This window comes from Chryseobacterium proteolyticum (assembly GCF_046591535.1).
GTDB lineage: Bacteria > Bacteroidota > Bacteroidia > Flavobacteriales > Weeksellaceae > Chryseobacterium > Chryseobacterium proteolyticum.
This window is the reverse complement of record NZ_JBJLWK010000008.1, coordinates 25,558-48,448: the sequence shown is the minus strand read 5'-3', so window position 1 is coordinate 48,448 and position 22,891 is coordinate 25,558. Positions and strand designations below refer to the sequence as shown.

25 protein-coding genes and 3 pseudogenes are annotated in these 22,891 nt (G+C 36.4%); 5 read left to right on the top strand and 23 right to left on the bottom strand.

The features are described from left to right. The first annotated feature begins 32 nt into the window (after window positions 1-32). From ACJ5H0_RS22395 to ACJ5H0_RS22375, 5 genes are all read left to right on the top strand, one after another. Entirely contained in the window at window positions 33-1,700 is a 1,668-nt protein-coding gene (locus ACJ5H0_RS22395; protein ID WP_411252109.1) for a C45 family autoproteolytic acyltransferase/hydolase, read from the top strand. Window positions 1,701-1,957: 257 nt separating this feature from the next. Then, window positions 1,958-3,049, top strand: coding sequence for a hypothetical protein (locus tag ACJ5H0_RS22390; protein ID WP_411252100.1), 1,092 nt, complete (start codon window positions 1,958-1,960; stop codon window positions 3,047-3,049). A gap of 23 nt (window positions 3,050-3,072) precedes the next feature. Next, window positions 3,073-4,200, top strand: coding sequence for an FG-GAP repeat domain-containing protein (locus ACJ5H0_RS22385; RefSeq protein ID WP_411252099.1), 1,128 nt, complete (start codon window positions 3,073-3,075; stop codon window positions 4,198-4,200). Then, entirely contained in the window at window positions 4,118-5,086 is a 969-nt protein-coding gene (locus ACJ5H0_RS22380) for an ASPIC/UnbV domain-containing protein (RefSeq protein WP_411252098.1), read from the top strand. Before ACJ5H0_RS22385 ends, ACJ5H0_RS22380 begins: the two co-directional genes overlap by 83 nt. 124 nt (window positions 5,087-5,210) lie before the next feature. Next, a complete protein-coding gene (locus tag ACJ5H0_RS22375) occupies window positions 5,211-5,576 on the top strand; it encodes a hypothetical protein (protein WP_273649919.1) in 366 nt (121 codons plus the stop codon). 5 nt (window positions 5,577-5,581) lie between these two features. Here ACJ5H0_RS22375 and ACJ5H0_RS22370 read toward each other — a convergent pair whose 3' ends face one another. The 23 genes and pseudogenes from ACJ5H0_RS22370 to ACJ5H0_RS22260 form a co-directional block, all read right to left on the bottom strand. Next, window positions 5,582-6,748, bottom strand: coding sequence for a DUF2062 domain-containing protein (locus ACJ5H0_RS22370; protein ID WP_411252097.1), 1,167 nt, complete (start codon window positions 6,746-6,748; stop codon window positions 5,582-5,584). Between the two features lie 4 nt (window positions 6,749-6,752). Beyond that, complete coding sequence (locus ACJ5H0_RS22365) at window positions 6,753-7,238, bottom strand: hypothetical protein (RefSeq protein ID WP_411252096.1); 486 nt, start codon at window positions 7,236-7,238, stop codon at window positions 6,753-6,755. 5 nt (window positions 7,239-7,243) lie between these two features. After that, window positions 7,244-7,615, bottom strand: a complete 372-nt coding sequence (locus ACJ5H0_RS22360; RefSeq protein ID WP_172281131.1) for a hotdog family protein — start codon at window positions 7,613-7,615, stop codon at window positions 7,244-7,246. A 3-nt stretch (window positions 7,616-7,618) separates the two neighbouring features. Further along, a complete protein-coding gene (locus tag ACJ5H0_RS22355) occupies window positions 7,619-8,254 on the bottom strand; it encodes a hypothetical protein (RefSeq protein ID WP_411252095.1) in 636 nt (211 codons plus the stop codon). Beyond that, window positions 8,220-8,846, bottom strand: a complete 627-nt coding sequence (locus tag ACJ5H0_RS22350) for a LolA family protein (protein ID WP_411252094.1) — start codon at window positions 8,844-8,846, stop codon at window positions 8,220-8,222. Before ACJ5H0_RS22350 ends, ACJ5H0_RS22355 begins: the two co-directional genes overlap by 35 nt. Further along, complete coding sequence (locus ACJ5H0_RS22345) at window positions 8,843-9,595, bottom strand: polysaccharide deacetylase family protein (RefSeq protein ID WP_411252093.1); 753 nt, start codon at window positions 9,593-9,595, stop codon at window positions 8,843-8,845. Before ACJ5H0_RS22345 ends, ACJ5H0_RS22350 begins: the two co-directional genes overlap by 4 nt. Window positions 9,596-9,752: 157 nt before the next feature. Continuing rightward, window positions 9,753-10,685, bottom strand: a pseudogene (locus ACJ5H0_RS22340) (beta-ketoacyl synthase chain length factor); the annotation flags it as partial. A gap of 125 nt (window positions 10,686-10,810) precedes the next feature. Further along, window positions 10,811-12,011 (bottom strand): annotated as a pseudogene (locus ACJ5H0_RS22335) (beta-ketoacyl-[acyl-carrier-protein] synthase family protein). Window positions 12,012-12,014: 3 nt separating this feature from the next. Further along, window positions 12,015-12,272, bottom strand: coding sequence for a phosphopantetheine-binding protein (locus ACJ5H0_RS22330; protein ID WP_172281119.1), 258 nt, complete (start codon window positions 12,270-12,272; stop codon window positions 12,015-12,017). 53 nt (window positions 12,273-12,325) lie between these two features. After that, window positions 12,326-12,866 (bottom strand): annotated as a pseudogene (locus tag ACJ5H0_RS22325) (3-oxoacyl-ACP synthase). Window positions 12,867-12,876: 10 nt separating this feature from the next. Continuing rightward, window positions 12,877-14,010 carry a beta-ketoacyl synthase N-terminal-like domain-containing protein gene (locus ACJ5H0_RS22320; protein ID WP_411252092.1) on the bottom strand — a complete coding sequence of 378 codons (1,134 nt, stop codon included), beginning with the start codon at window positions 14,008-14,010 and terminating at the stop codon, window positions 12,877-12,879. Further along, window positions 14,007-14,414 (bottom strand): acyl-CoA thioesterase, encoded by a 408-nt coding sequence (locus tag ACJ5H0_RS22315; protein WP_411252108.1) that lies wholly within the window; start codon window positions 14,412-14,414, stop codon window positions 14,007-14,009. The genes ACJ5H0_RS22320 and ACJ5H0_RS22315 overlap by 4 nt, the downstream gene beginning before the upstream one ends. Before the next feature lie 11 nt (window positions 14,415-14,425). Further along, window positions 14,426-15,202, bottom strand: a complete 777-nt coding sequence (locus ACJ5H0_RS22310) for an ABC transporter permease (RefSeq protein WP_411252091.1) — start codon at window positions 15,200-15,202, stop codon at window positions 14,426-14,428. Between the two features lie 34 nt (window positions 15,203-15,236). Next, the gene (locus ACJ5H0_RS22305; RefSeq protein WP_411252090.1) at window positions 15,237-15,695 is read right to left on the bottom strand and encodes an ABC transporter permease; all 459 of its coding nucleotides are present in this window, start codon (window positions 15,693-15,695) and stop codon (window positions 15,237-15,239) included. After that, window positions 15,682-16,440 carry an ABC transporter ATP-binding protein gene (locus tag ACJ5H0_RS22300; RefSeq protein ID WP_172281109.1) on the bottom strand — a complete coding sequence of 253 codons (759 nt, stop codon included), beginning with the start codon at window positions 16,438-16,440 and terminating at the stop codon, window positions 15,682-15,684. Before ACJ5H0_RS22300 ends, ACJ5H0_RS22305 begins: the two co-directional genes overlap by 14 nt. A gap of 1 nt (window position 16,441) precedes the next feature. After that, window positions 16,442-17,437, bottom strand: a complete 996-nt coding sequence (locus ACJ5H0_RS22295) for a BtrH N-terminal domain-containing protein (RefSeq protein ID WP_172281107.1) — start codon at window positions 17,435-17,437, stop codon at window positions 16,442-16,444. Window positions 17,438-17,497: 60 nt separating this feature from the next. Further along, window positions 17,498-17,902, bottom strand: coding sequence for a hypothetical protein (locus tag ACJ5H0_RS22290; protein WP_172281105.1), 405 nt, complete (start codon window positions 17,900-17,902; stop codon window positions 17,498-17,500). A 13-nt stretch (window positions 17,903-17,915) separates the two neighbouring features. Then, entirely contained in the window at window positions 17,916-18,356 is a 441-nt protein-coding gene (locus tag ACJ5H0_RS22285; protein ID WP_345991566.1) for an ABC transporter permease, read from the bottom strand. A 5-nt stretch (window positions 18,357-18,361) separates the two neighbouring features. After that, entirely contained in the window at window positions 18,362-18,793 is a 432-nt protein-coding gene (locus ACJ5H0_RS22280; RefSeq protein WP_172281101.1) for a hypothetical protein, read from the bottom strand. Further along, window positions 18,793-19,932 carry a beta-ketoacyl-ACP synthase III gene (locus ACJ5H0_RS22275; RefSeq protein WP_411252089.1) on the bottom strand — a complete coding sequence of 380 codons (1,140 nt, stop codon included), beginning with the start codon at window positions 19,930-19,932 and terminating at the stop codon, window positions 18,793-18,795. Before ACJ5H0_RS22275 ends, ACJ5H0_RS22280 begins: the two co-directional genes overlap by 1 nt. Further along, window positions 19,886-20,851 carry a dialkylrecorsinol condensing enzyme DarA gene (locus ACJ5H0_RS22270; RefSeq protein WP_411252088.1) on the bottom strand — a complete coding sequence of 322 codons (966 nt, stop codon included), beginning with the start codon at window positions 20,849-20,851 and terminating at the stop codon, window positions 19,886-19,888. Before ACJ5H0_RS22270 ends, ACJ5H0_RS22275 begins: the two co-directional genes overlap by 47 nt. A gap of 211 nt (window positions 20,852-21,062) precedes the next feature. Then, window positions 21,063-21,461 (bottom strand): hypothetical protein, encoded by a 399-nt coding sequence (locus ACJ5H0_RS22265; protein WP_411252087.1) that lies wholly within the window; start codon window positions 21,459-21,461, stop codon window positions 21,063-21,065. Then, window positions 21,373-22,872 (bottom strand): 1-acyl-sn-glycerol-3-phosphate acyltransferase, encoded by a 1,500-nt coding sequence (locus tag ACJ5H0_RS22260; RefSeq protein ID WP_411252086.1) that lies wholly within the window; start codon window positions 22,870-22,872, stop codon window positions 21,373-21,375. The genes ACJ5H0_RS22265 and ACJ5H0_RS22260 overlap by 89 nt, the downstream gene beginning before the upstream one ends. Window positions 22,873-22,891: the final 19 nt, after the last annotated feature.

The following is a 22,891-nucleotide window of genomic DNA, read 5'->3' as shown; positions in this document are numbered from 1 at the left end:
AGGGTTTTCAATCTTCCTTTTCTATCTTACGTATTGTTGATATCTGTAAGATAGTATGCTCGCTCTTATGCACTATTACGCTCGTCTCATGTGGTATTCAAAAATCCATACATCATCTTCCTGAAGTAAAACAATATGCTTTGGAAGTTCCCAAAGTTGAAAGGATTAACGATTCTACCTTTAGTTTTAATCAGAATTATTTAACAAAGAACCGGCAGCAGCTTTGGGAATTATATATCAAGGGAAATCCTTTACAGTTGGGATACAATAATGGTGCATTGACGAAAGACCTGATGCAGAGGCAGGAAGCCATTTTTTTCTCTAAGGTAGAAGGATTTGTACCATCCAATTTTAAGCAAAAATTACTACGAGGATTTCTAAAATGGTATAACAGGAAGATGTACCTGAATGTGAGGGAAGATTATCAGGCTGAACTATACGGATTGTCCCGTTACTCCTCTGATCAGTACAACTTTATTGCTCCAAGGTATTTAAGAAGCCTATATCTTCATGGAGCTCATGATATTGGCCACGCCATGCAGGATCTTGCTTTGGTGGGATGCAGCTCTCTGGCAGTTTGGAATGATAATACGGAAGATGGAGACCTGCTGATTGGTAGGAATTTTGATTTTTATGTTGGAGACGATTTTGCAAAAAATAAGCTTGTAGAATTTATAGAACCTGAAGAAGGTATTCCCTATATGTCTGTCAGCTGGCCCGGAATGATCGGGGTGGTTTCCGGAATGAATAAAGAAGGAATCACGGTGACGATCAACGCAGGGAAATCCAAAATCCCATTAACCGCAAAAACCCCAATATCTCTTGTAACCAGGGAGATTTTGCAGTATGCTAAAAATATTGACGAAGCCATTGCTATTGCTAAAAAAAGAAAGGTTTTCGTTTCAGAATCTATATTGGTAGGAAGCGCCAATGATAAAGATGCAGTGATAATTGAAGTTTCTCCCAACAACTTTGGAGTTTACCGGGTTCAGAATTCAAGTCGTATTGTTTGTACCAATCATTTTCAATCTGAGTCTTATAAAGATGATAAGAAAAACAGGAAACATATTCTGGAAAGCCATTCGGGATATCGATATGAAAAACTTCAGGAGCTTCTTCAGGAGAACAAAAAATTAAATCCTGAAAAGATGGCTTCGATTCTCAGGGACAGGTCAGGTTTAAAAGGTGAAAAGATAGGATATGGAAATGAAAAAGCCCTTAACCAGCTGCTGGCTCATCATGCCGTCATATTTTCACCTCAGAAGAAATTAGTCTGGGTTTCTTCTAATCCTTATCAGTTGGGCGAATTTGTTTGTTATGATTTAAACAGGATATTTTCCGCAGATCGTTTGAAATCCGGAGAATTTGCTGTTTCCAGCCTCAATATATCTAAAGATCCTTTCTTAGACTCCCGGGAATTTAAAAATTATGAAGAATACAAAAAGCTTCATAACCAGATAGATGATGCTTCAGAACGTACGGGAGAAATGCTGTCAGAAGATTGGATCCGGCATTATCAATCCTTAAACCCAGATTTCTGGCTTGTTTATTACCAGGCGGGGAAGTACTATCTCAGTAAGAAAGACTTTTATAAGGCAAAGGCAGCTTTCGAAAAAGCTCTGACGAAAGAAATCACTACTGTCCCGGACAAAAGGAAAGTTGAAAAATATCTGAGAAAATCCGATAGAAAATTGAATTAAGACTGTTCTATCTAAAACCTTCCCATTCCCTTTAATACTATTGAATATTTAGTGATCATATTTTATCTGATTTTTATTGGGTATAAAAATATATGTGTTTGTGGGATTGCTTGTATTTTCAGTTATTTTATTGAGTAATTTGTTTTATTTATGGCAATTTGTTTTATTATTTTAATTAAAAATTAATTTTAAGTGAAAAATATTTTAAAACATTTGAATTTATTAATTATATTCGTTTGTTTAAAATTAATAAATGAATGAAGAAAATCTATTTTTTATTTCTTTTGTCCTTTCTTATTATGTACTCCTGTAAAGATGAGAGAATCGAAGGAATAGGCGTTGAAAATCCCCGTGTTAATTTCGATATTAATGCTGTTCCCTATGCAAAATTATCTACTTATTCTTTTTTCACCGGCGAATTGAAGAACCTGGTTCCGGCACCCAAAGTAATACCTTATGAACCTGCCAGTTCGCTTTTTACAGATTATGCTTTAAAGAAAAGATTTATCTGGATGCCGGAAGGTACAAAAGCTACTTTTGATGGTGATAGCAAAACATTGGACTTTCCTGTTGGCACTGTATTGATAAAAAGTTTTTATTACAATACCATACAGCCCGGTAATACAACGAAAATTCTGGAAACGAGATTAATGATAAGAAAATCCAGTGGATGGATATTTGCCGAATATTTATGGAATGATGGCCAGACAGAAGCCAACCTCGTATCCGGAAACGATTTTACCAGCGGAAGCTCCAAAAATATTACATTTAAAAAAGAAAATAATGAAATTCTGAATATTGACTACAGAATTCCATCGGAAGCAGAATGCTATGCATGTCACAAATTAGACAATAAGCCTGTCCCTATCGGGGTAAAGCCCCAGAATTTAAATACAACATACAATTACCCTGGAGGAGTTAAAAATCAATTGCAAAAACTGGTTGACGAAGGTTATCTGGTCAGCTATCCTGCAAACATCGTTTCTACAGTGAATTATAAAGATACGAGTAAGCCTGTGGATATCCGGTTACGATCCTATCTGGATATTAATTGTGCTCACTGCCATCAGCAGAATGCACGTTGTGATTATCGGGCTATCCGATTGAGCTTTAACCAGACTACAAACCTTACCAATATGGGAGTTTGTGTACTGGCAGATGAACCGATAGATGCCTCATTGGAGAGAATTATAACACCTGGAAATCATAACAAATCAGTGATGAGCTTCAGGCTTTCTTCTGTAGATGAAAGTAAGAGAATGCCTTTGCTGGGGAGAACTATCGTGCATGATGAAGGGGTCGCCCTCTTAAATCAATGGATCAATTCTTTGAACCAAAACTGTCCCTAAAAACTAAACAACCTGAAGAAAACATGAGAAAAAATTTATCCCTTTTTATTTTGTTATTCAATATAACCTGGGGAATTGCACAATTAACGTGTGCTTCTGCATTGAATGTGGTGCTGGGAACAAATACAGCACCTGTAATTACCGGAACTGCAGCTACTACGGCATGTAATATCGGACTGCCTGGTACAGCCGGATTATGGTATAAATATACCGCGACCCAGGATAGGAGTGTTACCGTCTCAACAGTCATTACAGGACAAAATGTTGATACCCGGGAGATTATATTTAAAGGCACCTGCGGAGCATTGACCTGTGTAACGGCGAATGATGATTTTTTAGGAAACGCTTCTCAGGTAACATTTACAGCACAGGCCGGCACAACATATTATATTGTTTTTGATAATAAGTGGTCCAGTTCAGGATTCAATTTCACGGTATCTGAAACGGCTCCGCTTGTCAACAGGGTGTCTTTTACCCCGCAGTCCGGTAATGTTTATGGTACTTATAATAATTGTGTAGTAGATATGAACGGGGATTATCTGGATGATATTGTATCCGTTTTGAGTAACACGCAGATTGCAATCTCCTACCAGCAGCCTGGAGGAACTTTTAATCCGGTTACCTATAACGTTCCCAACACCACAGTTACCCCTAGCTGGAGCATAGCAGCTGGAGACTATGACAATAACGGATTTAATGATCTGATATATGGTTCGGGAAATGGCATTTGTTTTTTAAAGGCCAATGCAGATGGAACGGGGTACACTTCTGACAGAAAACCCCAAACATTCCTGACACAGCGTACCAATTTTATAGATATTAATAAAGATGGAAAGCTTGATGCTTTTGTATGTGATGATAATGCGCCGAACCGGTTCTATTTGAATGATGGTACTAATATGAACCATAACCAGGGAGGATTGGGAGATTTTCCTTCAGGAGGTAATTATGGTTCTATCTGGATTGATTATGATAATGACGGAGATATGGATCTTTATATTGCAAAATGCAGTGGTGGTGGTTCAGGGCCAGGAGGAAACGTAGATGAGCTGCACCGGAATAATGGTGATGGAACGTTTACGAATGTGGCAGTGGCGGCTAATATGGCGAATCCTACACAGACATGGTCCTCTGCATGGGGGGGATTTTAATAACGATGGCTGGATGGATGCTATCATAGGGATAAACTCTACCTCAAACGGGTTGAGCAGAGTCATGAAAAATAATGGTAACGGTACCTTTACTGATGTATCTGTAGGCTCCGGATATGATATTATAAGCAATCTAAGCAGGGAATATGTGGCCTATGATTTTGATAATGACGGATTCCTCGATGTATTGGGAGCTGGAAATACAATTATGTTTGGCAATGGAAATTTCCAATTCACTCCTAACCTTAATCCTTATAGTCTTGACTTTAACAAGCGTCCAATAGGTGATCTGAATAACGATGGCTTCCTGGACATTCAAAGTGGACAAACGATCATGATTAATGACGGAAATTCTAATCACTGGTTAAAAGTGACATTGAGGGGAACCCAGAGTAACAGAAATGGAATCGGGGCAAGAGTTGAGATTTACGGAGAATGGGGTAAGCAGATTCGGGATGTGCAAAGTGGGGTAGGTTTCATGAATATGAATACTCTTAATGTTCATTTTGGAATCGGGCAAGCAACAACGATCGGAAAAGTGGTCGTAAAATGGCCTTCCGGATTGGTAGATGTCATTAGTAATGTTACCCCGGATACAACATTGCATGTTGTGGAAGGAACACATCTTGATGTGAAGGAAGTGCAAAATACACAAGAACTGCTGACGGTTTATCCTAATCCGAGTGCGGACCTTTTAAATTTCAAATCCAACGCCGATTTCGTTCCGGTGGAGGCCAGATTATTTGATGCAAGCGGTAGAATAGCTTTGCAGACAAAAGTTGAAAGAAATACAATATCGATTAAACAGCTGAACACAGGTACTTATATTCTTGTGTTATTAGATAAGAATGGCAAATTATATTCGCAGAAAGTAACTAAAAAATAGTACTACAATCAATTAATAACTTCAAACTGCAAAGTCGAAAGGCTATGCAGTTTTTTATTTAAAATACTATATTGCAGGCTCAAAATAATATTACATTATTCTGAGAATAAGTAAAAACGATTCAATGATTTCGAAGAAGATTAAAATCTTATTTAGTATTCCTTTTATTATTATTGTGTGCTACACTTGTTATTTAATAAGTGTATATGATTCCATTCCCGAGATTATCCCTATCCACGGATATGGGAAAAATACAGATGGATTTGGCAGCAAAATGTTTTTATTTTTTCCCATCATTCTTAACCTGATCCTGTTGTTGTTTATCTGGTGGATTATCAAAAGTCCTCATAAAATTAATTTTTCCTTTGAAATAAAAGAGGACGAGAAAGCCAGGACCTATGCAACAGCTCAAATGGTGTTGGTTATCGTTTCGATATTTATTACTGTTATATTAACCCTTTTGTTATTTTCAGGGGTTGTATTTAAATAAATTAATTATTCAGGATTTACTTTATTAAGAAAAAGATAGACTGCAGCACCTGAAATAGCAGATGCTGTGCTTGCAAGGATCATACTGCCGATAACATATTGAAGGAGGTTATTCTTTACCAGATCGAAATTTAATTCCTGGTTAAAAACATTGCTTTCACCATGTACGAAAGGAGCTCCGATAAATAAAGAGATTGCTATGATAAAAGGAATAAAGGGAGGTAAGCTTATATTAGATGCGACAAAAGCCAACACCTTATTTAATTTAAATAATACTGATAAGGAAATAACAAGCAGTGTCTGAAATCCCCAAAAAGGTGACAGCCCGATAAATACACCTAATGCAACGGAAAAAGCTTTCGTTCTGTTACTGCCATCACTTTCAAGCACATCCTCTTTAATGAACTTTTTGAGACTTTTCTTACGGAAATTATTAATAAAATTTCTTGGAATAATGTAGAAAAGGGTAATCGTAACAAGAATGGTATTCAGGATACTTATCCGGGTAAAATCTTTAAATGGCCTGAAATGAGAAACCCTTTCTGCAGGATCATATAGAACCTTAACAGGAACATTCTTTACAGGAATATGCCGCCATGCAGATCTTACAATAACTTCAATCTCAAACTCAAATTTTGGGGTAAAATATTTCTTGGGGATCTTTAGTAATGGATACAGACGGTAGCCAGATTGGGTATCTTCTAATTTAATACCTGTTTCAAACCAAAACCAGAAATTAGAAAACCTGTTTCCAAAGCTGCTTTTCTTAGGAATTCCGTCTTGAGACATATTTCGGTTACCGATGAGCAAAACATCTTCTTTTTCTTTGATAAGGGCTTCTGTAAAAACCGGAATGTCATCCGGGTAATGCTGGCCATCAGAATCTATTGTTATAGCATAATGAAATCCTGATTCTTTTGCTTTTCTGAAACCTGTTCTTAAGCCGTTTCCTTTACCTTTATTTTCCTGAAGTGTAATGACTGTAATTTGCGGATAGCCGTTCAGTATCTGAGCTGTGGAATCCGTGGATCCGTCATTGACCACAATAATGTTTGAAGTATATTCTAAAACACCATCAATAACTCTTGCCAGTGTTCTTTCATTGTTGTAGGTGGGAATTAAAATACAGATTTTCTTTTCGGAAATTGTATTTTGTACTTCAGGAAGGGTCATTGTTTTATTTTAATGAAGCTTTGTCTGCTGGAGTAAAAGTTTTAGACTGCGCTGCAAATCTCTGAATATAGGCTTTTAAAGCCTGATTCTGCTTGCTGTAATTGTTCAGAATGAATAATTTATCATCTTTTAAACTGGAATGGTATCCTACAATTTTAGGAATATTTTCCTGAACGCTCAGGCGGATCACTCTCAATTCAATATTGTTAGGATTATTTTTAATAATACTTTCAAGACTTGTTGCACCTGTTTTTACAAAAGATTTTCTCTTTCCTTTTTCAGTGGTTACCTTGGCTTCCATAATTTGTGCAGCTGCTTTATAACCGGAAATAACGGGATCAGTTGAAGACTGTTTTTCCGCGATATTGATAAAGGACTGAGTATTGGCGTTCGATTGATTGGCTTTCGCATAGCTGTTTCTCAATGACTCCAGATCAGAGGACTGAAAGAAAAATGTAAATACAGCTACCAGCGATAAGATGAATTTCATAATTTCTATCTTTTATAATGTACAGACATCTTTAATGCAATAGTCTCGCCAAATAAAGTCGTGTTCTTTACTTTAATCTCATCTTCTCCTTCATTAATATCGAGCTGTACAGTAAGGTCGGGTGTTTCAAAAGGATTAATGATGGCCATAAACTTCACATTGGAAGCTGTTTTTAAGAACAACTTTGAACCGGTGATCTCTTCTGTAAGTTCTTTTACAATTTGCATCATGCACACTCCGGGCGTAACCGGATTTCCCGGGAAGTGTCCCTTAAAAATTTCGTGATCACTGTTTAATCTGATATGGGCAACGAAGCTTCCGTTTTCCGCTTTGTCGTACGATTTTAGAGTATAAAAGTCTGTAAGAATGGTTTGCATCTGTTACTCGGTTTCTGTTATTTGAACTAACTTTATATTGATCTTGAAATCTTTATGTTGAAGATTGATACTATCCGCGAATATATGTTTTTTTGCTTCAAAACTAAAATCGATTTTTGCTTTATTATTCCTTGTGTACATGATCTGATGAAGCAAGCTGTCCTTTTTATCAAAAAACAGATAATACTTGTTGTGGTCTTCCTGAGAGACAAAAATCTTTGACTGATCATTTTCAAAACTTTCCTGTACCGGATAGGTCTGCTTCAGAAGATGTTGAAAATCATTCTTCAGGAAGTTTTTTACGATTTTCTTATCGAGATCAGGAATGATATAATTGATTTTGAAATCTTGATCTGAAATTTCAAAATCAATAAGCTTATTCCCAAAATCTGATGTCAATGCCACGCGATGTGTCGTTTCGTTGATCCTTTTTATGATAAGAATTCCACTCACTTGATTTTTATAAATATCGATCTGGCATTTATATACATAATCTTCTTTTGAAGAAAAATATAAGTTCTCAACAGATTTCTCAGTGCCTGGTGCAGGTTTTACATCAATAAGCTGATAGGTCTTACAGGATATGAAAAACAGTAGAAGAGTACTATAAAGAAAACTCTGATGCAGAAATCGGGGCATTGATCTTTGTGTTTTTGAAAACTATATTCGTCGTATCTCCCGATGCTTCCAGCATATTGACCTGGGCAACGGTGGATTCATTTTTAGGAAAATATAACTCGATCTGTTTGATGTACTTCAGGAGCTGAGCAGATTTAGGAGTAAATTTTGCAATATTGTAAGCAGAGCTTTTGAAGTAGGTGACGATGAATTCGGGATCACTAAACATTTTTCCATTGGAGCTTCCTACAATAAGTTTGTTGATTTTTTCAAATGTTTTACTTTTTGCATCAACAGAGGATTTCTTCCCCTGATCATTGATGAAGATCTTATTTTCCTTAAAAACAATGCTGTATTGATAAGGCTTGGTGTATTTCCAGCTTAGCATATTGGGCGATTTAAGAGACATCTTACCATAGGTGACAATGTTCTTATCCAGGAAATCCATTTTTTTGGTTTGGGTAAAGTCGCTCTGCAACGTTTTGATTTGTTGTGTTTCAGATGATACCTTCGTTACAAACGCCTTTGCCTCAGTTCCTGTCATTGCTGTGTTTTGAGCAAAAAAGAAACCTGAAACCAATAAAAATGCTCCGAAAGCAATATTTTTAATCATTTTTTATTTGATTTTATAATTGAATCAATAGTAAAAGTAGTATACTTTTTATCCTTCAAAAATAGCAATAAATCTACCAAAACACGATAGGTCTTTTCTGAAGTGTCGTGAAGAAGCACAATGCTGCCGGGTTTTATTTTAGATGTAATCCTTTTGTAGATTTTCCTTTCATCTTCTATAACGGTGTCTAGCGATCGTACATTCCAGCCGATACTTATTTTTTCGTTTCTTTTAATTGCTTTAGCTATGGAAGGATTGGTCACTCCAAATGGAGGCCTGTATAATACGGTTGCGGTGTTTCCCACAGAGGCAATTATTTCATCACATTTTGCTATTTCATCAGTCATTTTTGCTGTCGGTAGAAAACCCGTTGAGTTAGAATGAGTATACGTATGGTTTCCAATGTTATGACCTTCGGCAATAATCCTTTTGAACGTATCAGGATATTTCTCAATTTGTTTTCCAATACAAAAAAATGTTGCTTTGATGTGATGTTCCTGAAGCAGATCTAAAAATTGAGGTGTAAACTCAGTCGGTCCGTCATCAAAAGTAAGGGCAACCTCTTTAACTTTTGTTTTTTTATGGGTAATGCTATTCACAAAATAGCCCAGCTTAATATCAAAGGAACCCCAAACCACAAATGCCGAAAAAAGCAAAAAGCAGAATACATATACCCAAAAGCTCCCGTGAAATGCATAAATAAATACATTACAGAATATATAAAACAGGATCATTGAATAATGCTTCATTGTATTGTTTTTTTGAATTTCCAATCTAAAATTTTTCATCTGGGGTTTGGCACAGCAGAACGAAAAATCTAAAAAATTGAGAACATACAAGGTGTTACCCGCTTACAATTTAACGATTTTGAAATGTAAAGATTAAAAATTCCGTCCTTTTATCCTATCATACCTTTTCTAACAATACCAAACTATGATCATTTCCTAAAAGATGATTGTACAAAAGCACATTTTTAATCGCATTCTTTTTTATAGAATTGATCATCATGATCTCCGGGATTTGTTGATTTTTCAGAATATGACATGCCATAAATGTTGAAAAACCACTTGCCGTATTGTATTCTCCGCTTAAATGTTTATAATATAGCAATGCTGATTCAGGAAACAGGTTCATTGCTGTTTTATAATACGTATCCGATTCCTGATCGCCACTGAATCCTAAAATTACGGCATCAATATCGGTAAAAGAAAGATTATTCTTCACGAGAAAAGCTTCAATAAATCTTTCGGTTTCCTGCTGTTCAAGTTTATTGGTTATTTGAACGTCCCTGATCTGGGCATAAGAATTTTCCGTCTTATTTTTTCCAATGACAAAAAAGCTTGAACCTTCACCCCATAGTACACCTTTTGTTGTTGATGTTAAAAAATCAACAGGAAAATGTTCGGTTTTTTTAATGATGTGGCGGAGCTGGTAAAGTTCCATTGTTCTTTCAGTCTGTTCATCCGTAGAGCCAACAAGTATATTTTCAGCCTCATCATCGGTAAGCTGAAGTTTGGCATCCAATAAGGAAAACTCTAGAGCTGAAGAAGTATTGACATAAGTAAAATTATAAGCGTGGCATTGTAGAGCCAAAGCAATCTGGCCGGCTACGGTATTGTGCGTCGACTGAATAAAATAAGTTGGAGTTAAAAATTCCTCCTGATTGTCGATTACATTTTTTAAGAATTTTTCAGAATCCTGAGAACAGCCCATTCCGGTTCCTACAATAATGGCATCCGGTTTTTCTATTCCAGCCTCTTTCAAGGCATAATGAGATGCGACAGAACTCATTTTTACCGTTTTAGACATCCTCCTGATCATTGCTGCGGGAATAAATTCTTTATATGCCGGTTCTATTGCTTTTACAATTGGTACAGAGTTTTCAGGTTTGAACTGACCAAAAAAATCTTCAGCTAATGTATCCTGTACCGAAATACATGAAGCCCCATTGATATACACTGAACTCATGGCTTGGAGAAAATTAGGGTTGAACAGTTTCCTCCGAATCCAAATGAGTTGGATAAGACATGGTTGATATTTTTTTTTCCTAAGTTCAGTAACCGGAACTAGGTTGAATTCTTCCATAGGAGTTTTAAAATTCAAATTCGGAAATATAATGCCGTGCTGAATGGCTAAAATGGAATAAACTGCTTCTATTCCTGCTGCAGCGGCTAATGTATGTCCTGTAAAAGCTTTGGTGGAACTGAATTCGGGAACATTTCCTTCTCCGAAAATACGGATCATTGCAATTCCTTCCGACAGATCATTATTGGGAGTGGCTGTCCCATGAACATTGATGTAGTTAATTTCCTCTTTGTCGATTCCGGAAACCTTTAATGCCTGCTGCATCGCAAGATAAGCGCCTTGTCCGTTTTCAGACGACGCGGTTTGATGATGGGCATCATTAGCATTTCCATAACCTGAAAGGTAGGCAAGAACCTTTTTATCCTCTTTTTTTACAACTTCATCAGACTCCAGCACCAGAAAAGCTGCGGCTTCACCTAGATTCAAACCTTTTCTGTTCTGGTCGAAAGGAGTATTATAAGAATCAGTAAGAATCATTAGGGTATTAAACCCATTGAGTGTAAATTTGGATAAAGAATCTGTTCCGCCTACGATCACACGATCCAGCACCCCATTTTTAATAAGCTTAGCTCCCATCATGATCGCATTCGCTGCCGATGAGCATGCGGTACTTATTGTTGATACCATTCCTTTTAAGCCCAGATAATCTGCAATGGCTAAAGAGGAGTTTCCTGCATCATGAGCATCAATATATTTTTGCTTTTCAGGAAAGCCTTCATAGTTGTAGAAATACTTTTCAGTAATATCCATTCCTCCGACACTTGTCGAGGAAATCAGGCCTGTTCTGAAGGCATTGATATCGGAAATTCCTGCATTTTCTACAGCTTCTTTTGCGGCAATCATTCCTAATAAAGAGGTTCTTGTAACATTGTTGTCTTCATTCAGCCGAAGGTGTTGTACAAGTTCTTCATTAGACTGTTTTATTTCACCTGTTTTAATGTGTCCTGTATGGCGGCTTTCAAACATTTGTATGTCCGAAATGCCATGCCGGCCGGTTGTCAGCGAAATAAAATTTTCTTCCACGTTGTTGCCAACGGAAGAAATGATGCCCATTCCTGTTATGGCAATTTTATGACCCATTAATTATTTTGTTCTGTTTTCTTCGATGAATTTTGCCATCGTATCGATAGATTGAAAAATTTCTTTTCCTTTCTTTGGATCAGCTAATTTTATTCCATAATCCTTATCCAGAAGAACAATCAGTTCTAACGCATCAATAGAGTCTAATCCTAAACCACCACCAAATAACGGGTCTGTGTCTTTGATTTCCTCAACAGCTACATCTTCAAGGTTAAGAACTTCTATAATTTTGTGTTTTAATTCTAATTTTAAATCTTCCATAATTATTATTTTAAGGTAACCCTATAACAATGTGCCAGATTACCAATGATATTTTATAATGCGAGCAAATATACAAAAGCTTTATAACTTTCCTGATATAGTTCCACCCAGCCACACAATACATTTTCTGCTTTTCCGGACTTCAGTAATTGCTGGGCATAATTGTTTAAAAAAATTTTCATCAAATTCGTCTAAAACGAAAAAAGCATTTTCAGTCTGCATTTTATGTCGGACGCTTATTTCTCCTACACAAATGTTAGGCAATGTATACACAAAGACCGCAGGGCTGGGAAAATAATTCTCGTTGGAATTGATGCTTTCCTGATATTTAAAGTCCGTATCCAGACTTGATGATTTATTGGCAAAAACCAAAGCAGTTTTGCTGTTATCCTGATCTTTCAGAAGCATTTCTGCGGCTAAAAAAGCAAGTTTGCTTAGCGGATCCATTTTATGGAACTTAGGATAATTAAGATCAAGGTTCTTGTAGGCTTCTTTAGCAAACTCCTGAAATGTTGTTTCCTGATTTGAGAAGACTATATTCCCGTTCATAGTAATTGTAGAATTTTCTATAGTGCAAACAGCTGTTTTCTTCATCTTATCCGGTTTAACATTTTTCTAAAACAATTGCAGCATTACATCCTCCAAAACCAGAAGCGGTTTTTAAAATATATTTAATTTCTGAGTGTTGCTGTTCTTTTATAATATGCAGAGGTTGGGAGACACCCATCTCTTTAAAGTTTTTGGAGGGAAGAAGGGTATTGTGCAAAGCGCTTTCCATTGAAATGATACTTTCTAATAATCCCGATGCGCCAAGACAATGTCCGTAAAACCCCTTCATACTATTCAACGGGACATGTTGAAGCTCCATTCTGTTAAAAGCAATAGCTTCCATTTCATCATTATACAGGGTTGCTGTTCCGTGTGCAGAGATAAAATCAATATCAGTGGCAGCTACTTTAGCCTCTGTCATGGCATTCCTGATACTTTTATACAGTCCGTCTCCTGTTCTTGAAGGACCTGAAATATGGTTAGCATCATTAATAGCAGAATCTCCGAGAACTTTAAACCTAAACTGATCGGTTGAAATTGTCCCGGCAGTTATATATAACGCTGCCGTAGCCTCTCCGATATTAATTCCGTTTCGGTTTTTATCGTAAGGCTGGCAAGGTTCTGTTGCCAAAGCCTGAAAAGAGTTAAAACCGGAGATAACAAACTCCGTGATTTCATCACCTGCAATAACAAAAGCATCTTTATAATTTCCCGATTGAATCAGGTTTTTAGCTACGCCAATAGCCATCACTCCTGAAACACAGGCGTTAGAAACAACAATGGGCTTTGATTTAAATCCAAAAAAATCAGCGATCTTTTGTGCCAGGACAGAAAGAAATGCCTCCTCTGGTAAAGAAGATTGATTCTTTAGTAAGCTCACATTTCCCTTTGTGGTAGATAATATAAAAGCTGTTTCTGTAGTAATGTCGTGCCTTTCTATTAAAGGTTTTAAGCACAACAGGAACATTTTTTCCAATCGGGTGAAATTCTGGTCGGGAAAATGGCTGTTGAATTCCGTATTTAATTTTTCAGTATCCACCATTGAAGCATATACTGCTTCCTGGTTCTCTAAAATTGGATGCTGAGCAACTCCGGACTGGTTTTGCAACAGAGCATGCCAATTGTCGTTGAGGTTCATACCCAGCGGAGTGACACAGTTATAATCAGTTATGTAAATCTCCTTCATCATGACAATTTCATTTTATCTTTCCATTTCTGAAAGAAGTCGGGATTATAGAGGCATAAATTTCCGTCATTATCTAAAAATACCTGAATGGTCTCGCCTTTGCAAACCAGTTTATTATCCTGATTGAATATTTCATAAGTAAAGATCAGTTTTGCCGCAACCGAATTCACAAAAGTAGTTTCTATCCTGAAGGTTTCTCCGTATTTTAAGGGAAGAAAATGCTCGCAGGTGCTTTTTACAATAGGAGTAAGGTAACCGGCATTCTGGATGTCGAGATACGAAAGTCCGTGCTCTCTTCCAAAAGCTTCCCTTCCGTCTTCAAAATAGACAATATAATGACCATGCCAGACAATTCCCAAAGGATCTGTTTCATTGAATCTTACTCTGACTTGTTCAGAAAAGGTAATATTTTTTTTCTTTAGACTGCATTTTTTTTCCTTTCGTAAAAAATAGAAATTGTGACCATAGCGATATAAAATAAAAATAATAAAATAAGCTCTTTCGCTATATCGGTGATTCCACTGTTTCTTAAAATAATATCGTAATACGCATTAAGTCCCCAGTTCATAGGTGAGAACTTGGCCATATGCTGCATAAATTCAGGCATCAGGAACACGGGAACCCAGATTCCACCAATAGCAGCCAATACAACAACAGATGTTGCGCCAAAAGGCGCAGACTGTTCCTGAGTATCTGCAATGGTTCCCAATAAAACCCCAAACCCAATAGCGGCAAGCCCGGCAAATAAAGTAACCACAATAAGGTGGAACATTTTTCCCGACACATCGAAAGCCGGAAGATTCATGTATGGAAAAAGGTATATACCTACAGCAACCATCAGTAAAAACTGAATCATACAAATGATCAGATAAGTACATGTTTTACCGAGAATATGAATATAATAAGGTGTTGGACTCACTCTGGCTCTAACACTGGTGCCCTGGCTTTTTTCTTTAACCAGATTGATGGAAAGAGGGACTACAATGAAAAAGATAGCAAATAATGTCCATGCAGGAACGTTATGCTGAACAGAATTCGGGATTATCTCCACATTGCCTTTCGATGGAGTGATCTCTTTAAAGCTGATGAGATTCTTGTTTTCCTCCAGGTTTTCTGTTGTTCCGAGCTGATCCTGGAAAGCTTTGTAAATTTTTTTATTTTCAATCTCAAAGATCATTTTATTCACAGAATTCATCACTGAGTTTTTGAAGCCTGCATTGGTTGCAGGATCAAAATATAAATGAATATCTTTTGTCTTTGGAGCTGTTTTTTTTTACAGCTGCGGAGTCAGTTTCCAGTCCGAAAGAACTTACGATCGTCTGAACTTTGGATTCTATATTGGAATTCAGGTTTTTGGTTAAGTCTTCAGGAATGACAATGGCCATCTGATATTCGCCCGAAAAAACGGCGTCCCGGGCGGACTTTTCGTTGTAATGGGTCAGAAGCTGAAATGTCTTGCTGTTTTCCAGTTCCTTTTTTATATTTTGAGAAACGTCAGACTTGTCTTTATCGATAAAAATGATTGGTATTTTGGATCCTTCCAGATTTTTAAAAGTCGAATCCTGAATCAATGTGATCGTAACGATAAGCAGCAAAGGCATCACAAAAATAATAACGATCCCTCCGATATCCCTTTTTAATAAAAGAATTTCTTTAATAAAACTTCTCCACAATTTATACAACAACATCTCTTAGTTCTTTTCCGGTTAATGAAATGAAAACGTCTTCCAGATTTTCGGCGGAAGCTATCTGTGCAACAAGCTCCTCCGGGGTCCCTGTAGCATGGATCTTACCTCTGTCGATAATGGCAATTTTTGTACAAAATTCCTCGGCTTCTGAAAGATGGTGGGAGGTATAAATAATACAGGTTCCGTTTTTATTGAGTTCCTGAAGGAAATCAATGATCACTTTTTTGGATTGTACATCTACTCCTACGGTAGGCTCATCCAGGAAAAGGACTTTAGGATTGTGAAGTGTTCCTGCAATAAGATTACAACGACGTTTCATACCTCCTGAAAATTGTTCTACCTTTTTATTGGCAAATTTTGATAATCCCATAATTTCAAGGGATTCATCAATGCTTTTATGAAGTGCTTTATGCTTGAGCCCATATAAGCTTCCAAAGAATAACAAATTCTCTTTTGCAGTAAGGGTAGGATAAAGAGCATATTCCTGAGGAACTATTCCAATGATCTGCTTTATTTTAAAACTGTTTTTCTGTGGTGAAAGACCATTAATGGTAAACTGGCCGGAAGTGGGCTTGATCAGTCCCGAAAGCATGGAAATGAGGGTCGTTTTTCCCGCACCGTTTGGCCCAAGAATTCCATAGATTTCGTTTTTGTCGATATTTAAAGAAATATCATTGACAGAAAACTCATCAGAGTTCTTGTATTTTTTATAAAGATTTTTAATTTCAATAATATGCTCTGCCATATCAGATTGCTTTTCTTAGTTTTTTATAGAAAGCTTCTTCCAGATCTGCTATATGAAGCATTGATTTCGAAAGTTCCTGATAAATATTGCTTTTTGAATTCCTGTTTTTATAAACGCGGGCAATATCCACAGCAAAGTCTCTCCATAGATCACCTATGGCTGTAATTTCTTTTGACAACTCCCTTAATTGATCATTCTTAAGAATTTCTGCTGCTTCTTGTAAAAAAGCTCCGTAAATAAATCTAAATCCGCCACCACCAGTTCCTATTTCTTCCTGCATTCTTATTAATTGCCCCAAATAATGGTTGGTCACTTTCGTTCCTTTTTTCTCAGCCCATTTGGGAATACTTTTCGCGACCCATCTCATGGCTTTTACTCCTATGAGAGGCACGGGAGCAAGCATATTTTTACAGGTATCTTTAATCCCTTTTTTTATGGCTTCTTCCAAATGGATGTTTTCAGGGATATAAACGGGATAATACATGTGGCCTTTTGGCGGTAATGCTCCCTTTGCATATCTTACTTTTTCGAGTTCAGCTTCAGATAATGTGGTTACGTAATCCATTACAGGATCACTGATCAGAAACCTTCCGTCTTCCTTTCCGTAAACGACAAGATTATGCGCATTAAAATGAAATTTATATTCTTCCGGGAAATACGTAAGGTTAAAAACCCCGACCTGAAGTCCTGTAGGGATATTGTTCTCTAAGTTTTTTTCTAATGCTACCTGGGCATCTTTAGGATTTGAGAATTTTTGTCTTTTAATTTTAATACCCAATCTTTTTGCTGCTTTGCTGAAAATAGCACCTGGCATCGGACGATAGCTAAAGCCCGGTGCAAAGTTTACTTTTAGGAAAGGCAGATACACAAAAAATAACCCCGAACCTATTCCGAAAATCATAGGTTCGCTTAATTTTATACCTTTATAGAGTAATAAATTAGAGGCAACACCGTTTTCGCAATGAGCGGTTTGGTGGTGTTCAAAATTCAATTTCATCCTTATATTTTTTTTATTTCAGGGAAGATAGAATCAGTATCAATTATGTACTTTATCTTATTATCTTCCATTGAAATTTTTTAATTCTTCTACTGTGATTCCAAATGCATCAGCATATTTTTTCAGCACAGTATCGCTTAGTGTTCTAAATACTTTTGGTTTGGTATGTCTTTTTATCCGCCACTGCCACATTCCGACATATGCAGAAAGGACAGCCATATCCATTTTATTTAATTCCATGAAATAAATGATGGGACTTACGGTCTGAGCAGCAACGTTTTGCCGGGCTTCTTCTATCCTCTCATTAATAAGAGCCATGGATTCGTCAAGGGCAAGCTTTTTGGCTTCCCAGCCAATACTGTTTGCTGTTGTATAATTGTCATTTTCATCGGTAACATATACCACTTCGGTCATGTTCGCTGATTTCAGATTACTTTCGTCCTGTGGAAGATCCTGCTTTTTCATAGTCTGTTTTTTATTATGATAGTTTTTGAATAAACAGATTGATTTCAGCTCTTATCAATAATTCATCATTATTAAAAGTTTCGCAGAAGATATTGCATATATTCTCATATTTGGAAATAAGCGATGCCTTCGAAATGATCGTATCACCCACTTTCGGTAATGAAAAGATGTCGATTTTTTTAATATTGGTAATGAATCCGATCACTTTTGTTTCTATTTCGGGCCCTTCAAAAAAACTCTGGCCTACAATAGAGGAGCATGTTTGTGCGGAATTTTCGATTAACCCTGCTTCTACAAGTTCATTGTTATGAACAAAAATATTATCTGCTGTTATCAGAAAGGAAGTGATCACATTTTCTTCTGTTAATTCCAGAATATAATCCACCATCAGCATAGGTTCCCGATGAGGTAAAAAGTTATGGATATTGATGATATTGTCTTCCTTAATTTTCATTACTATTATTTTACAACAGTTTTCATTTGAGAGCTTGCGATAGTTAGTCCGTTCAGTTTCGTAATACAGTTAACTAATGTAACTCCCATTACTTCGTTGAGGATTGCCACTTCTGTTTTTAGCTCATCTCCAAGTTTGGGTAAAGATTCCGCGTCAAAAGATTTGATGGCTCCTATATAACCCGTTGGAGCTTCTTTACCTAAAAGGTAATACTTATAGCCTGTATGCAAAGCTACACTTTGAGCCTGATGTTCGATCAATCCCGATGCCTGGAAGATTCCATCCTGCAGGAAGATATTGTCTTCTTTTATCGTAAAACCCGAGACCAAATGATTCTCAGAGTATTCAGTTAATTCATTCACCATGACAAAAGGAAACCTCTGTGGAATTAAACTTTCCACAAAACTTTTATCAGATGTTGGCAGATTGATTTCCATTAGCAAACCGTTAATAATGCACAGGAGTAAGCAAACCTTCCACTTTCAGGAACACAAAGAAGTACTTTTTCTCCCTTTTTCAGTTTTCCTGAATTCATCAGTTCTTCTAAAGCAATGAAAATAGAGCCAGCTCCAATATTTCCTACTTCGGAAAGGTTATAATACCATTTTTCCCATGGGAAATCCATTCCTTTTTTGGCAAATTCTTCCTTAAGCCCATTTTTAAAGTAACCGGATGAAATATGTGCCAGGACATGATCTATTTTTTCAGGGTCTAGCTTGTGCTTGTCGAAAGAAGCTCTTAAACTTTCTGCCCCTTTTACTAATATATATTGATCCAGAAGCTTTGTATCCTGCTTTAATGCAAAAAGAGACTGCTTCAGCCATTCATCAGATGGATAATCTGCCCATGATTTTAAGCTTCCGTCCTCTTGCTTTTCACAGCCGGAATACATACAAGCTTCAATTTCATGTGCATAAGAATAGAAATCGATGAATTCTACTTTTAAAGAAATGCTGTTTTCCCTTGGTTTGTTTTCTAATAATAAAGCACCTGCACCATCGGAAAGCATCCATCTTAAAAATTCTCTTTTAAAAGCAATAATAGGTCTTTCCTCCAGTAGTTTCAGGTTTTCTGCTTCGTGATTGAATTTATCTGCTGTCATCCAGGCCGAAAATCTCTCAGAACCTACACAAACCGCATTATCACGTACACCGGCTTTTACAGAAAGAAAACCATAATTAAAGGCATTCATTCCTGAATTACAAAGTCCTGTTGAGGTATTGATTTCTATAGATTTTCCCACATTCAGCTCTCCATGAACCATCGAAGCATGAGAAGGCTGAATCTGATCTGCAGAAGTAGTTCCACAAGATAATAACTGAATATCATCTTTCGTGAAATTTTCATCAAACAACCCTTCTACAGCTCTTGCTGTGATCTGGGCATTGGTATGGGTAGGTTGGCTGTTTTTATCTAAAGCGTAATATCTTGTTTTAATCTGATTATTTCTTAAGATCAAAGCTCTTGCTTTAGAGGGGGTGTCATTGACCAAGCCAAGATAGCTTTCCATCTCATCATTAGAAACCGGATCATTGGGTAAGTATGTTGAAGCTTTGGTTATAAATACGTCGTTCATCTCTTATTTTAAATTTATTCCTTGTAAATATTTTTTTTTCTTTCATTCTTTTAGATCTCAAAAGAGGTGCCAACAATATGTGAAAAACTAAAACAATAGGGGAAATAATCCATATCGCTGCCATCAAATATACCTTAAAGAATTTGATAAGCATAGGTCGCTTTTCTTTTTTCCTGATAATAAGGTTAGACCATACAGTAAAGATTTTGTTCCCTACTTTTTCCACCCTTACTAAAAAAGGTCTGATTTCTACAGCTCCGTTCTTTACCAGTTCAGGTTGCAGATTATCATAGTGGTTATTATCGAAATGCCTTTTGATGATGTTACCGTATTTTCCGGCTCCGGCAATCTCTTCATCGGAAATTCCTGCTGCCGGAAGCATTCCCGATTTTTCTTTTTTTCCAGTTGTCAACCAGCGCAAAATAGTCAATACACTGGTATAATTATCATGTCTGTCTACCAATGCAATGTTTCCGACCAGTTTTGCATTTAAGTTTTTTAAATATACCTTAAGTTTTTCCTGCGAAAGCATCCACATATTTCGGGTTCCTGAAACAGTAACGACAGGAGTGTCTTTTAAAATGTTTTCCGCATAACCGCTTTTTAAGAAAGAGATAATTGGAATTGAGGGAGTTAAATACCAAACCTGGTACCCGAAAATAATAAGATCGAATTTCTTATTCAATACTTCTTCGGGCGGAGGAAGGATTTCTCTTGGGATCTGTAAATAAGACTCCGGGAATGTATTGAAAAAAACATCACCTGGCCATGGAAAAGGGAAGTCTTCCTTAAGCTTAATGCTATAATAGGTGACATTATATTCGTCCTTTTTATCCTCAAAAGGCTGGGCAATATTCTTTACAATATCCTCTAATTGGCCCGTTTGTGTATAGTATAAGACAAGTATGTTCTTCTGCATGGAAATTTTTATTGTTTACAAAAATATAATTTTATAATTTATCTGTTATCTCTTATAGATTTTAATTGATTCTGAACTAAAATATAAATTATATTCGTCGTTTTGAAACAATAAATTTTTAATATTGAAGAAAATAATAATATCAGGAAGCTGATCAATACTGTTTAAAGCATAGTTTTCACTGGAAACTAAAAGTATACCAACCTTTTTATTAATCTCTGAAATTGTGGATATATAGTTTATTTTTCTTTTTTTTAACGAGATAATTATGATCAGCGATTTCTCTTTTTTCAATATCCGGAATCAAACTGAATATCTTGCGGTTTGCCTGTTGAAGAGAAAGTAGGATATCAATCTGGCCGTAGTCATCTGCAATATGAAGAAGCGTTGCGTCTTTAGGAATATGCTTGTTCAATTCAAAGTAAGCAGACTTATTGATCCTGAAATCTTCTTTAACCTGTTTTACAATCTCATTTTCCTTATACAAAAAGCTCAGAAACAGCTTCTTTTTAAAGTAATCCTCATCCTCCAGCTCTTCTCTTAGCTTTGAAAACTCTTCTCTGAAATAAGCGTTTATTTTTTTTTGTTCGTTCAGAATACGTGGACCCAAAACTCTCATCATTTTGATGGATACGATCTCCTACTTTTACCGTAATGCTCCCATCATAAATGATAAAGTCTCCTTTTGGCAATACTTCCGAGTTGCCATGAATATATACAGGCAAAATATCCAGATTCAATTGTTCAGAAAGGTAGAAAGCTCCTTTATGAAATCTTTTGATATCATTCGTATAAGAACGTTCTGCTTCCGGAAAGACCACCAGCGAATATCCTTGTTGTACCTTTTCTTTTAGTTTGTCAATTCCGTTTTCAATACCTTGGGAAACCGGATAAAAACCTAATGCCTTTACAAGTTTTCCAAAAATGGGTGAGTTATACACCCAATCATTTACAAGATATACAATCTTGTAATTGGTCATTGCCAGTGCTAGTGTATCCAGGAATGAAGTATGATTGGCAATAATAATAGCAGGTTTACTGAAATCTTCTTCAGGATTTTTTATCACCGTCTTTTTTACAAATGGATTACTATATAAAACAGAAGTTAAAAACCGGGCAATGAATATTTTGATATACCTGAGTGTATTTCCCTTGGCATTTTTAACAAAAAAAGCGCCAAATAAGGAAAAAAGAAATCCTCCCAGCCCATAGTAGGCAAACGATACCACGGAGTGAAGGAATAATCTAAAAGTAATAGGAGAAAGTCCCTTTTTTGCTCTGTTAATAATTAAAAGTCTGAACCAGAACGGATACAAAGTAGAAGTAATGATAATAACCGAAAACATTCCTATTAAAGCCACCAGTGCCAAAGAGTGTAATGCCGGATGCTTGGCAAAAATCAATGAGCCGATCGATAAAATAGTGGTGAAAACAGCTAATATGATTGAGATCCTGTAAGTAGGAAGTTCATTTTTACCTGTAGTATGTTCCTTTTGCATAGCCTTTGTCAGAAAGATGCTGAAATCGTCTCCGACTCCAAAGATGAGGGTACAGACTACAGTACTGAAAATATTGAGTTCCAGCCCTAAGAAATAAAGAATGCCGGCTGTAACCACTCCTGTTAATACAATAGGGAACATGGTAAGGACAGTGAGTTCAAAATTTCTGAAAAAGACAATAATAGTAAGGATGATGGCGAGTAGTGAATAATTGATCAGGGTGTTGAAATCTCTTTTCAATAATCCCAGAAAATTCTCATTCATTTGCTGGCGGTCAATAGCAAGAACATCCTGCTTTTTTTCTACATCTCTGATAAAGGCATCTCTTTTAGTTTCATCCACTTTTATAATATTGGAAATAGTATAAAATCCTTTTTCATTGCTTAAAAATTCAGATACCTGTAGTGCTTTTATTTTTTCATAATCCTCAATGCTGCGGGTGGAGTAGTTTTTGTTTAAAAGTTCTGTAAATTGCTTAAAAGCTGAACTATTAAATCCAAATTTGTTTCCATTGCTTACCAATTCTGAAACCGTTTGATTT

Coding starts and splice junctions, on each gene's coding strand:
- ACJ5H0_RS22390 (WP_411252100.1), top strand. CDS start 1,958: ATGAAGAAAATCTATTTTTTATTTCTTTTGTCCTTTCTTATTATGTAC.
- ACJ5H0_RS22385 (WP_411252099.1), top strand. CDS start 3,073: ATGAGAAAAAATTTATCCCTTTTTATTTTGTTATTCAATATAACCTGG.
- ACJ5H0_RS22380 (WP_411252098.1), top strand. CDS start 4,118: ATGGAACGTTTACGAATGTGGCAGTGGCGGCTAATATGGCGAATCCTA.
- ACJ5H0_RS22375 (WP_273649919.1), top strand. CDS start 5,211: ATGATTTCGAAGAAGATTAAAATCTTATTTAGTATTCCTTTTATTATT.
- ACJ5H0_RS22370 (WP_411252097.1), bottom strand. CDS start 6,748: ATGACCCTTCCTGAAGTACAAAATACAATTTCCGAAAAGAAAATCTGT.
- ACJ5H0_RS22365 (WP_411252096.1), bottom strand. CDS start 7,238: ATGAAATTCATCTTATCGCTGGTAGCTGTATTTACATTTTTCTTTCAG.
- ACJ5H0_RS22360 (WP_172281131.1), bottom strand. CDS start 7,615: ATGCAAACCATTCTTACAGACTTTTATACTCTAAAATCGTACGACAAA.
- ACJ5H0_RS22355 (WP_411252095.1), bottom strand. CDS start 8,254: ATGCCCCGATTTCTGCATCAGAGTTTTCTTTATAGTACTCTTCTACTG.
- ACJ5H0_RS22350 (WP_411252094.1), bottom strand. CDS start 8,846: ATGATTAAAAATATTGCTTTCGGAGCATTTTTATTGGTTTCAGGTTTC.
- ACJ5H0_RS22345 (WP_411252093.1), bottom strand. CDS start 9,595: ATGAAGCATTATTCAATGATCCTGTTTTATATATTCTGTAATGTATTT.
- ACJ5H0_RS22330 (WP_172281119.1), bottom strand. CDS start 12,272: ATGGAAGATTTAAAATTAGAATTAAAACACAAAATTATAGAAGTTCTT.
- ACJ5H0_RS22320 (WP_411252092.1), bottom strand. CDS start 14,010: ATGATGAAGGAGATTTACATAACTGATTATAACTGTGTCACTCCGCTG.
- ACJ5H0_RS22310 (WP_411252091.1), bottom strand. CDS start 15,202: ATGAATTCTGTGAATAAAATGATCTTTGAGATTGAAAATAAAAAAATT.
- ACJ5H0_RS22305 (WP_411252090.1), bottom strand. CDS start 15,695: ATGTTGTTGTATAAATTGTGGAGAAGTTTTATTAAAGAAATTCTTTTA.
- ACJ5H0_RS22300 (WP_172281109.1), bottom strand. CDS start 16,440: ATGGCAGAGCATATTATTGAAATTAAAAATCTTTATAAAAAATACAAG.
- ACJ5H0_RS22295 (WP_172281107.1), bottom strand. CDS start 17,437: ATGAAATTGAATTTTGAACACCACCAAACCGCTCATTGCGAAAACGGT.
- ACJ5H0_RS22290 (WP_172281105.1), bottom strand. CDS start 17,902: ATGAAAAAGCAGGATCTTCCACAGGACGAAAGTAATCTGAAATCAGCG.
- ACJ5H0_RS22285 (WP_345991566.1), bottom strand. CDS start 18,356: ATGAAAATTAAGGAAGACAATATCATCAATATCCATAACTTTTTACCT.
- ACJ5H0_RS22280 (WP_172281101.1), bottom strand. CDS start 18,793: ATGGAAATCAATCTGCCAACATCTGATAAAAGTTTTGTGGAAAGTTTA.
- ACJ5H0_RS22275 (WP_411252089.1), bottom strand. CDS start 19,932: ATGAACGACGTATTTATAACCAAAGCTTCAACATACTTACCCAATGAT.
- ACJ5H0_RS22270 (WP_411252088.1), bottom strand. CDS start 20,851: ATGCAGAAGAACATACTTGTCTTATACTATACACAAACGGGCCAATTA.